The 537-nt window shown below is 69.8% G+C and carries 1 protein-coding gene; it reads right to left on the minus strand.

Annotated features, from left to right (window positions below):
• Positions 1-537, minus strand: a 537-nt coding sequence (locus tag ABD323_RS44975) for a major capsid protein (protein WP_344447721.1), incomplete at both ends; no start/stop codon positions are given.

The raw sequence follows: 537 nt of genomic DNA on the forward strand, positions 1-537 counted from the left end.
ATGTGGCAGTCCGGGGTGTGCAGGACCGGCATGGCGACCGCCCCGCCCTTGGTCCAGATCTGCACCGGGTCGTCCTGGACACCGCGGGTGAGGACGATGCCCGGGGCGTCCTCCTTGACGATCTCCGGGTTGGTGCCCCGCGCGAGGACCAGAGCCTCGGCGGTGACCCCGTAGATGGTCTGGCCCCACTTCGCCCGGTCCGGCGGCAGCATGATCCACCGGTCGTCCGGGAGGACCTTGGTCGCCGTCCCGTCCACGTTGACCTGGGCCTTGTAGAGAGTCACCGGGGGGAGACCGTAGTCGTTGCGGACGGCGTTGACCTCGGAGACGGTGAGGGTGCGGGTCGGGGTGTTGGAGGGGTTGACGCTCCGGTAGTAGGCGGCCCGGTAGGCGTTGTTGCGGGCGAGGTAGCTGAACGCCCGCTTGGAGGTGACGACGAGCTCCGGTTCGGGTGCGCCGAGGTCGTCCAGGTACTGGAGCCAGCCGAGTTCGTCGGCGAGTGGGTCCGAGGTCGGGTCGGACCACGGCTTGGGGGCG

It is taken from the genome of Kitasatospora nipponensis (assembly GCF_039528135.1).
In the GTDB taxonomy this organism is placed as follows: domain Bacteria; phylum Actinomycetota; class Actinomycetes; order Streptomycetales; family Streptomycetaceae; genus Kitasatospora; species Kitasatospora nipponensis.